The organism is Hymenobacter crusticola (genome assembly GCF_002154225.1).
GTDB classification, from domain to species: domain Bacteria; phylum Bacteroidota; class Bacteroidia; order Cytophagales; family Hymenobacteraceae; genus Hymenobacter; species Hymenobacter crusticola.
Map to the genome: position 1 here is coordinate 1 of NZ_MTSE01000054.1, position 10,008 is coordinate 10,008.

The 10,008-nt window shown below is 49.7% G+C and carries 8 protein-coding genes; 5 read left to right on the forward strand and 3 right to left on the reverse strand.

What is annotated here, in order from left to right:
• Positions 1–223: 223 nt before the first annotated feature.
• Both BXP70_RS28025 and BXP70_RS28030 read right to left on the reverse strand, forming a co-directional pair.
• Positions 224–946, reverse strand: coding sequence for an SDR family NAD(P)-dependent oxidoreductase (locus BXP70_RS28025; protein WP_086597434.1), 723 nt, complete (start codon positions 944–946; stop codon positions 224–226).
• 108 nt (positions 947–1,054) lie between these two features.
• Complete coding sequence (locus BXP70_RS28030) at positions 1,055–1,921, reverse strand: helix-turn-helix domain-containing protein (protein ID WP_179197886.1); 867 nt, start codon at positions 1,919–1,921, stop codon at positions 1,055–1,057.
• Between the two features lie 590 nt (positions 1,922–2,511).
• On the opposite strand from BXP70_RS28030, the gene BXP70_RS28035 reads away from it, so the two are divergent.
• The 4 genes from BXP70_RS28035 to BXP70_RS28050 all read left to right on the forward strand — a co-directional run bounded on the left by BXP70_RS28035 (position 2,512) and on the right by BXP70_RS28050 (position 7,601).
• A complete protein-coding gene (locus BXP70_RS28035) occupies positions 2,512–3,243 on the forward strand; it encodes a DUF998 domain-containing protein (protein WP_143436757.1) in 732 nt (243 codons plus the stop codon).
• A gap of 920 nt (positions 3,244–4,163) precedes the next feature.
• Entirely contained in the window at positions 4,164–4,958 is a 795-nt protein-coding gene (locus BXP70_RS28040) for a ParA family protein (protein WP_086597437.1), read from the forward strand.
• Positions 4,939–5,400 carry a hypothetical protein gene (locus BXP70_RS29760; RefSeq protein WP_143436758.1) on the forward strand — a complete coding sequence of 154 codons (462 nt, stop codon included), beginning with the start codon at positions 4,939–4,941 and terminating at the stop codon, positions 5,398–5,400. Before BXP70_RS28040 ends, BXP70_RS29760 begins: the two co-directional genes overlap by 20 nt.
• A gap of 923 nt (positions 5,401–6,323) precedes the next feature.
• Positions 6,324–7,601: a replication initiation protein gene (locus BXP70_RS28050; protein ID WP_179197887.1), complete on the forward strand. Its 1,278-nt coding sequence runs from the start codon at positions 6,324–6,326 to the stop codon at positions 7,599–7,601.
• Between the two features lie 484 nt (positions 7,602–8,085).
• Here the strand turns inward: BXP70_RS28050 and BXP70_RS28055 are convergent, their stop codons facing one another.
• The gene (locus BXP70_RS28055) at positions 8,086–9,042 is read right to left on the reverse strand and encodes a hypothetical protein (protein WP_086597440.1); all 957 of its coding nucleotides are present in this window, start codon (positions 9,040–9,042) and stop codon (positions 8,086–8,088) included.
• A 498-nt stretch (positions 9,043–9,540) separates the two neighbouring features.
• On the opposite strand from BXP70_RS28055, the gene BXP70_RS31160 reads away from it, so the two are divergent.
• Positions 9,541–9,759 carry a helix-turn-helix domain-containing protein gene (locus tag BXP70_RS31160; RefSeq protein WP_086597441.1) on the forward strand — a complete coding sequence of 73 codons (219 nt, stop codon included), beginning with the start codon at positions 9,541–9,543 and terminating at the stop codon, positions 9,757–9,759.
• Positions 9,760–10,008 lie beyond the last annotated feature (249 nt).

Sequence of the window (10,008 nt, forward strand, 5' to 3'; positions counted from 1 at the left end):
TCTGCAACAGCCACGTCCGTTTGGAAAATGTTATAGAAACATAGCTATCAATCAAAATAGCGACCGACCGGCAAAAAATAGGGGCAGATGCCCCTACCCTTGTCAAGCCTAAGGAACTAGTTATACGTCTTTTCTAGCTTCACTAGTTTACCTACTCGCGTTAGTGGCCTTGATGAAAGGTTTGGTTCCAAAGCCGCCTCTATTCCGTTCCCCCTGCTTTCCCTCACCAGGGGGTTGGCCCGTCCTCACTCACAAACTGACCGGTGGGGCCATCAGCCGGCAGCAGCACATACTGCACCACTACCTGCGCGGCGTGGGCGGGTGAGTGACCGGTGTGGCCGGTCAAGTCGGTCGCCGTCTGGCCGGGATTGACGGCATTGACTTTGAAGGCCGTATCGCGCAACTCATAGGCCAGCAAGATGGTCCAGGCGTTGACCATCGCCTTGGAAGTGCAGTAGGTAACGGGCTTGACGTCGTAGTACGCCCACGTCGGGTCTGCCTGCAACGTCAGCGAGCCCAAGCTGGACGAGAGGTTCACGATGCGCGGCTGAGGGGCCAGGCGCAGCAGCGGCAACAGCGCCTGGGTGGTGCGCACCACGCCGAAATAATTCGTCTCGAACAGAGCGCGAAAGTCGGCCAGCGCCACGGCCGAAGGCGGCTGCACGAGGTCTCGGCTAGGGACGCCGGCATTGTTGACGAGCGCATCCAGGTGCGGCGTGCGTTGGCGCACTATGGCCACGGCTTGCTGCACCGACGCGTCGCTGGTCACGTCTAGCTCGACTACCTGCACGTGCTCGAAGCCCGCCGCGTGCAGGCGCTGCTGCGCGTGCTGACCCGCCGCGGCGTCCCGGCAGCCGAGAAAAACGAAATAGCCGGCTTGCAGCAGCAAGTGGGCCGTTTCGTAGCCAATGCCTTTGTTAGCACCGGTAATGAGGACATACTTCATGGGATTGGGAAAACAGGGGAAACAGCGTCGCCACTTTGGCTCGGCCGGACAAAGATCCCCGGCGCCGGCGCCGACTCCTAACGCAATTCAACCCAAGGAGTATGAAATTCAAACGCGGGCAGACCGTATCGCCGAGGGGGTCGTGCCCGTGTGCTTTTTGAAGAAGTTGTTGAAGTAGGTAGGGTAGGCAAAGCCCAGCACGTCGGCAATGTCGGCGGTGCTCCACGCGGTGGTGACCAACAGGACCTTGGCCTCGTGCACGAGGCGCTCGGCTAGGAGCACGGACGTGGTCTTGCCCGTGTGCTCACGCACGGCCCGATTCAGGTGGTTGACATGCACCGAGAGCTGGCGGGCATAGTCCCCCGGCGTACGCAGCTGGAGCGCGTGGGCAGATGAGGTGATCGGAAACTGCCGGTCTAACAGCTCCTGAAACAGCAAGGTGATGCGGGCGGCGGCATGGGGGGGCTGGTAGTAGGTGGTGGGAGGCGGCAGGTGCCGGGCTCGTTCCAAGATCTGCTGCAAGCAATGGCGTACCCCTTCCGGCTGGTACGCGGCCCCGGCCTGCAGTAGCTGCAGCATCTGGGCAAAGAGCGGACTCAACGCCGCGTACTGCGCCTCGTCCACCAAGTAGATGGGCTCACTGCCCAGGCGGAACAGGGGCGATTCCTGTAAGCGGACGCTGGGGTCGTTGCCGGCCAGGAAGCCTTCGGTAAACAGACACAAATAGCCGCCTTGCTCGGCGGAGAGCGGCTCCCAGGAATAGGGAATGAGCGGATTGGAGAAGACCAGGGCCGGCTGCTCCAGCAGCACCCCGCGGTGGGCGTACTGATAGCGCCCGCGGCCGGTCGTCAGCGAAATCTTGTAGTAATCGCGTCGGCCATAGGCCAAGGCCCGGGTGCCAAACTGCTCACGGGTGTAGACGTTGCACAGACCGGAGGCAACGAGGGCGGGCAACGGCTCCGCGGGCGTTTCCATGGAGCTTGCAGCGGGCAAAACAGACGAGATAGCGGGCGGCACAGACATACCCAAAAATACACGCTAATTCGGCGTAGCAGGAAAAGCGGCAAGTCGTAAGTGGAGTGCTCCTGCAACGGTGACTTTTACCCTAGCCTTTTAACGGCGGCGATAGGTGCCACGCTGCAGATAAAAGATACGTGCACCGCCGCAATCAATCTGATGCATTTGCGTGTCGATGATCAACCTGAAGAAGGCGCGCTGGTTATCGCCGATTTGTTTTTCGGGAGTCCGCCTGAGCAAACCGTGTTAACCGCCTGTTAAGGTAGCCAGTCTGCTTCGACCAACGACATGGCTGGCAGGGCAGCTAATAAGAGCAGCTATTACAGGAGTAAAGACAAAAGTTACGTTCTAAGAACGGTGCCTGTTAGCTTGTAACGGCGAGGCCCCCCAGATTAGGTCGAGCACACAGCACCTCGCTACAGCGGCCCTTGCTCAGCTGGTGCCTTGTCGGTTCCAGCAGTAGGGTTCCTACGAGGCCTCTTTACGAGCGTAGGCTGCTCTAGGCAGTCTTAGGTCTAACAGAACTGCTATTTTGGAACCGCCTTCTGATGCCCCTCTCCTCACCAACCCCGGCGATGACCACCCAAGACCCTACAGACACCAACCCGAGCTTGATTTCGTACCTCACGCTGCGCAAAACCATCGGCTTGTTGGGGTTGCTGCTGCCGGTTCTCCTGGTGGTAGGCTCTATGGTTTTCAGCACGTGTAAGTGGCCCGACCTTCAAAGCTCCATCAGCGGGTACTACCACACGATCATGCGCGACCTGTTGGTGGGCATCTTGTGCATTGTCGCCTTTTTCCTATTTGCCTACAAGGGCTACAGCCAGGTAGATGCGCTTGCGGGCAAAGCAGCCTGTGTGTTTGCTTTGGGCGTAGCCTTTTTTCCCACCCGTCTGGATGAACCTTTCACCACGTGCACCATCAAGCCCGTCTTTGCCACGTACTGGGTAAGCGGTCTGTTGACCGTAGACGCCGTCAGCAAAATCCACTACCTCTCGGCGGCGCTGCTGTTTGCCACCTTCACGTTCTTCTCCTTAGTACTGTTTACCAAAAGCCAAGGCGAACAAACCAGGCAAAAACGCAAGCGCAATCTCATTTATCGCGTGTGTGGCGTAATCATGGCCCTGTGTATTGGGTTGCTGGGCTTCTACTTCGCTTTTCTGGAGCATACTAGGCTCAGCACCTACAAGCCCGTATTTTGGTTGGAAGCGCTCGCCTTGTGGGCCTTTGGTGTTTCGTGGCTCACGAAGGGCGAGTTTATCTTCAAAGACAAAGGCTAAGCTAAGAGTACCGCCCCGATAAGCTAAAGCGTATGCCTTCCGGCCGCAAGCAGGCGTGACTACTCAGGGCCAAGGACATCGCGGTATGTTTGACTTTTTCGATCAGCTACTCTCTGCCGCTCATTAGGCTATCACCGTTATTATCCGATAGGAGCGCTGTGGCGGAAAACGTGGGAAGCTGGCCTCGTATCCGAACAGCCAATAAGAAATATAACTTTTTAACATTAATGTAGTACTTAACTTATTTATTTATCTTTAATAAAGATTTTATAATTAATCCTTAATTATCCTTAATAATCTTTACTTCTGATGTGTAGCTGAGTGCAACGTTCGTAACTGCCTCTAAATGGGAATTTCTTATAGGATAGTATCAAGATGTCTTCCCTAGGTGCGCATTGTCTTTACTCTCTTTTATCTGAGAGTATACACCCTCTCCTATTTAGCCATCTAGAGTTAGTAGTAGCATAGCTGCACTACTGCTCGGGTGCAGCAGTTCTTCGTAGCTAAGCATAGCGTTTTCGCCTTGAATGCTCTTTTCTATTTACGCTGACTACACATGCTTGAGTGCTGGCATGATGCTGACCAGTGCAGCAAGCTTATAGCGTGCTATTGTGCTATACTTTCAATCTACTCATTTCTCGTTAGTATACGTTGATTACGTAACCTACATAAGCTATGTATTATACGTATAATACATACTATACGTATANTATTATTTTTACACTGACTACTAGATATTTACGTCTTAACAAATAGATATTTTAAAAGTATAAATCGTTTTTTTATACGTATAAAGTGTACAATACATTTTATACGTATAAAACGTATTGTACATAGTATGCATGACATGTGTATAATATGTAATAGATGTAATCTAGAAAAATGTAACTATACTAGCAGCTCTTTCAACTTAATCTTCTATGCTCACAATCTGTTTCGCAAACAATAAAGGAGGAGTGGGTAAAACCTCATCGGCTCTAAATGTTGGCTATTCACTGGCTCACCGAGGTTACCGTGTTCTTTATTGCGACTGTGACCCGCAACGCAACTTGAGTCAGTCTTTTGGACAAAATCTTGAAGGAACCCACTTAGGTGATTTGCTGATGCTCAAAGGTGAATTCACTCAAGACGATGTGCGAGCTGCTATTTATCCAGTGAACGAGCGCATTGGTCTGTTACCTTCTCACCCAAAATTAGCAGCCTATGAACCTCAAATTGGTCACATTGCCGAAGCTCGTGATTGGATCAAGGAGATTCTAGAACTAGTTGCTGAAGACTACGATTACTGTATTCTTGATACTCCACCTAGTCTCGGCAACTTAGTTGTATGGGCGCTGATTGCAAGTGATCTGTTATTCATTCCGGTTCAACCAGAGCTCTACGGCTACGAAGGCTTGTCAAATATTGCGCAGGCCGTCACGCGTATGCATGCCAAGCTTAATCCACGCTTGCGTGTGGGAGGAATATTCTTTACCAAATATTCCGCTGGTTATCGTCGGCGATTGCACCATGATGTAGTGGAACTAATTAGTAGCCACTTCGGTGAATTGGGACCAGTTCTTAAAACATCCATCCGGGAAAACGTTTCCATAGCTAACGCTCAAATGGCCGGCGCCTCTTTGCTGGATTTTTCCCCCGAGTCTAATGGTGCTCAAGACTATACTGCCTTAACGGACGAAATACTATTGCAACTCAATGTCGAAAAGCCTGCTTAACTCTAGCCTAGCCGCTGCCCGTTTGGTAGGGAAACTTCCCATCAAGACCGGTACTCCTGCTTCTTCACCTGCCGCGCCACTAAGTCCAACCGTAGCGGCGGCACTCGGAATCGAAGAAGAGCCTACCATACCTGCCGTCACTACTCCTGAACCCACCGAAATGACAAAAGGAACAGGGGAAGAGAACACCCAAGCTATTGCTCAACAGCTGAAGCAACTACCAGAAGAGGTTCCTTTTAATACCTTGCTGAAAACAGAGACCTATCTGCGACTCCGTCAATACTTGCATTGGGAGCCTGGAGCCAAGATCAAGAAAGCCACTGAGCAAGCTATCTGTGCTTTTCTCGACCAATTTGAAAGTTCAAGTAGGCCCTTACCCGCTGACATTCTTGATGAAGTGTTAAACCAAGGTAAGATCAAAGGTTATAAAAAGCGTAGCTAACTTCTTTTCGTTACGCATTTCCCTTTGCTACCCTGAACGCCTGCTTCCCGGCTCTGCTTTAAATTGAAGCAGAGCCGGGAAGTTCTATTCGTTAGAGCTATTTGGAATAGGCTGCACCACGGAGCGAAGGATGATAGTAGTACAACATGTCTAAGCTTATATTAGGATTATATTGAGCTTTAGTCATAATATGGAAGTAGTTATTATGTACAAATCTACATAAATAGTGTGCGTATTTAACTACTTGATAATAAGCACATAATAGCATTATAAGGCACAATTTTCATATAGATTAATACTTTTTTCTACTAATTTCAGCAAGATACTTATTGCTATTTTTTTGTACTATGCTAAATTAGGGATCGTGCTTTCTGTTCCCTTATTCGAGGGCTTAACTGCTTAACCATTCGTGCTTTTTGTTCCCTACGTTAGCGGGAGCCTTCTCTAGGCTCTTCGTGCTTTTTGTTCCCGCCACGTCGTTTAGCCCACTCCTATCGTGCTTTTTGTTCCCAAGCCGGCAGTTCGTTACCCCATGGAGGAACAAAAAGCACGAAGACACTAAACCCAGTTACATACTGCTCTTATGGCCCATGGTTTCAGCGTTAAGTAGCTCTAATTAAGTGTCATTAAGCTACCAAAACTTAAAAAGCCGCCCTTAACAGGTTGTTCTTTTTAGTGTAATCTTATTAGTACCTATTATAGGCATCGTAAGTGCTTGTTTATCAAAGATTTGCATGTCGAAAAGGGAACAGAAAGCACGAAGCGCAGGAACAAAAAGCACGAACTGTCTAGCTGTAAAAGGAACAAAAAGCACGAAGCATAGGAACAGAAAGCACGATAAACAGGGAACAGAAAGCACGAAAAGGAACAAAAAGCACGAAATCCAATCCTGTAAAAGAATCGGAACCGGAGGGGAACATCCGTTGAAACTTGTTTTCTTGCTATCGATTGTTCACCTTAGACATGAAAACAGCGCCATTATGCAAGGAAATCTTTTCTCCGAAGCCCAGAACCCGAGCAAGCTTTTAGTGCAGCGCAATGACTTAGTTAATGCACGCTTTGGCTTCACGACTCTAGAGATGCGGTTGTTTATGGCGATGCTCTCGCGCATTCGCCGCGAGGACACTGAATTTCACGAGGTGTTCATCCCTGTACGAGAAATTATTGCCCTTTCTGGTCGTCGCCCGTCGCGCAACGATTATGACCAGCTCGAGCGTATGTGCGATAAGATCACCTCGAAAAAGCTAACTATCCGGACGAGCGCGCCGCCTCGGCGTCGCAAGCGGCGAGTGGGAGAAGAGGATATGGGCGATTTCGAAAAAATCCCCTTGATGGCCTATGCCAGCTACAGTAGCGAGCATTGTGCCTTGAAAGTACGTTTTAACGACTACGTACGAGATCATCTTTTGCAACTAAACGAAGGTAATTTTACCCAGGTCGAGTTAATCCAATTACTAAAGCTAAAATCTTCTCATTCCTTCCGAATCTATTGGCTGCTAAAACAGCGGGGGGAGTACGGGGAACGCACTTTCGGGGTAGATGAACTCAAATGCCTGTTAGGGCTGGAAGAGGACTACCCCAAGTTTTCTATGTTTCGCATTCGCGTACTGAAAGTAGCCCAAAGGGAATTAGCTCAGACAAACTTGGCTTTCGAGTTTGAGGAAAAAAACCTGACAGGCATGACCGGTGTGCAAGAAATCAGGTTTGTATTCACCAAATTAAAAGGGAAAAATAGTCTGCCAGAACCAGGTGGGGCAGAAACACCCAAATGGATGGAAGCCTTACGTGCCATTGAAGTAAGTGAGGCCAGTATTCTCGCCGTTGGGCAGCGCATTGAGTTAGGCCACTTTGACCCAGACTATGTGCTGTTTGTGATTGCCGAATTAAAAAAACGTAAGGAAGCAGGAAAGATAACGACGTTGGCGGGCTACGTAGTCGATGCAATCAAGAATGACTATAAGCTACCTGAGTACTTAGTGCGACTTCAGAAACGTCAATCGGTTGGTCAGCCAAAGGAAAAGAAAGCAGAACCCGTTATCTACCTTATGACGGATGTGCGGGCAGGCTATGACTTAGCGGTTAAGCGTAAGCAAACCATTGAATCATTTGAGGAGTACCTTCAACGCATCTATCTAGCACAAGGCTTCCAGATTGAAAAAAACAGGCTAGGAATTGAGGCTGTTGTTAAGCGTACATCGTGAAATCACCTTGTTGGACTATCGGGGTACCGGTTCAACATGTCGCTCTGCTATTTATTAGTAGCCTACCATTTCTTAGCGTTACTTCAGCTCTACGGGCTTGATCTGAGATACTCAGTCACCTTAGCTCGTAACGCCTGGTAGAAGATCGTGGCTGTTGCAGAAAGCTCTGTCCGGTGAGTTAGTCGTAGAAGGCATATACAGGGTAACCTGTACTGCTCCAATAAGGTCATCACGCAATTTCGCTTGTTGAAAGCATCATTTAGCTGCGAGACGTTAGGCATTGACCAGTCTGCTGGCTACTCAGGCGGATCGCCTCTCAGCAGAACTGATCCGTCTGAGTAGCCAGCAGCCATCTTCGACACCTGATTCTATTTCGGCACGAGCACCGAGTGGAACTGCCCGCTCATACTACGCTGGCCGACCTTACCACGCGGGCATTGCTCACATACGACACTCTTCTTTCATAATGCCCTCCGCTGATCCATCAATCGCGTTGAGGAAAAGCCTCCAGTAGCTTCGTAATTCTTGCTTGTATATCGAGTAACTGTGCGCGCACATCACATGCCGATTCGTGCATATTAGGCTCATTGGCCGGTATAAGGTCCGCTTCGCTTAGTCCAGACCCAAGGAAAGGTTCACTGGTACGAGCAAGCGAAAAAGCATGATCAAAGCTCCAACTCGTGTAGATTCGGCGTTCAGGATAACGATCACCACTACCCGTGGTAAGCTTTTCACCCGGCTTGGCCACTACTTCTTGGACCGGAGTATCAAACAACGCCGGATAGTCCCGACTGGAAAGACGTTGCTTGAACACAAACTTCGGCAATGAAGTTGGATAGGGGACTTCGAGTAAAAAGCGCTGCAGTTTGGGTATCTCTAGCTCTGCCAATCGGAGTTCTTCCAGCATAAAACTGGAGTGCACTTGGTACTGCGGCCGGCCTACCCGTCCGTCCTTCGCCTGGATTTGGTAGGTGGGAAATTGTGCTATCAACGAATCGGCTTGCTTCCACCAGGCTAGCGCTGCTGACAGTGGTATACCAGGCGTATCATCCAAATGATAACGCAGTTGGTGCAATCGGCTGAGCAGCGGAACAACGTCCCTGTAGAGTGCTTGCGTTCGCTCGCGTGCCCAGTATACCTGCGCCGGGTCATCGTATATAAAGCCAGGGATGGGCGCGATGGCGTACGGATTAGTCGCTCCCGTTTCCAACTGAGCCAGCAAGCTTTGGTACGTGGCAGGCCGTAGCAGCCAACGTTCCACCTCATCTTTACCCTGGTACACAACCAGTGCATAGTGCTGCGTCCACGGTAAAATCGCTCTCTGAGGATGCCAGGAAGCCTCTTCGTGTTCCTCTAGCCAAACGGCAACCGTCCACTGCGCAGTAGTACCGGCGTATTGCGCAAGAATCTTCTGAGCTTGTGATTTTGTTAAGCTGGACATATAAGGAAAAAGGAGCCAACATTACTCGCATGCGTGAGATGCTTGAATGGTTGAGGAGGCTGTTCGTAGGGAAGTAGGCGTAGGAAAGACAAGTTGCTTCTGAACTGATAGCTACCAAGTATCAATCATCGTAGCGGTTGCGGCGGAACATGTTCTTTCCCAAATAACTAAATAGACAGGCCGCTAAAAACAGGTTCACCGCATCTCTGCCCCAACTAGGACCCCAAGGGCAGTAAAGGAAGATGAGAACGGCTATGACGAATAAGACCTTACGCATAGTACTCAAGAACTAGAGATAGAAATAAAGCGCCCAAGGTTAGCTAGAGCGCAGGCTGGGCTGCCAAACCGGAAGCGAGTAAGGTGAAGACACTATAAAATGACACATCGACAGTCTGGGCTAACCCACCGCAATTCGCTTGCTCGAAGATAGAAGAATCTTCAAGATAATGACAAATTTGTCATTGGCGCGGTCAAGAAGGAGCTAGACTTTGCGGGGCAATGAGTGCCCATACAGTCGAACAAGTCACCGCTGAAGTAATCAGACGCTTACAGGAGCTGCGTAAGCAGCGTGGGCTTAGTATGCAAGAGGTGTATGATGCGACGGGAATTCATGTCGCTCGCCTGGAGGCTAAGAAGGCGAATATGACTGTGCAAACGCTCGCAGTCCTCTGCCGCTATTACGGAACTTCGTTAGCAGAGTTCTTTCGAGGTCTTTAGCGTAGAATGATAATCATAAGCTATACGACAGTGCTGTACTATAGAACCAAGGCCTACACACCAACTACGAACAGACAAGCTTAGTTGGATAGCCCTGGTGTTAGCAACTACCAGTTCAGTAGTAAAAATCTTTCTGCAATACAAAGTATATGGTTGCAGCAGCTCCCTATTGTATAACAGTGTTTTCTGATTTGTTAATATAATTATATTAAAATCACACATTACACACTCTACGTAGAGTGTGTAATG

Excerpts from the sequence above, each read along its gene's own strand:
- BXP70_RS28025 (WP_086597434.1), bottom strand. The coding sequence starts at position 946 with ATGAAGTATGTCCTCATTACCGGTGCTAACAAAGGCATTGGCTACGAA.
- BXP70_RS28030 (WP_179197886.1), bottom strand. The coding sequence starts at position 1,921 with ATGGAAACGCCCGCGGAGCCGTTGCCCGCCCTCGTTGCCTCCGGTCTG.
- BXP70_RS28035 (WP_143436757.1), top strand. The coding sequence starts at position 2,512 with ATGCCCCTCTCCTCACCAACCCCGGCGATGACCACCCAAGACCCTACA.
- BXP70_RS28040 (WP_086597437.1), top strand. The coding sequence starts at position 4,164 with ATGCTCACAATCTGTTTCGCAAACAATAAAGGAGGAGTGGGTAAAACC.
- BXP70_RS29760 (WP_143436758.1), top strand. The coding sequence starts at position 4,939 with ATGTCGAAAAGCCTGCTTAACTCTAGCCTAGCCGCTGCCCGTTTGGTA.
- BXP70_RS28055 (WP_086597440.1), bottom strand. The coding sequence starts at position 9,042 with ATGTCCAGCTTAACAAAATCACAAGCTCAGAAGATTCTTGCGCAATAC.
- BXP70_RS31160 (WP_086597441.1), top strand. The coding sequence starts at position 9,541 with ATGAGTGCCCATACAGTCGAACAAGTCACCGCTGAAGTAATCAGACGC.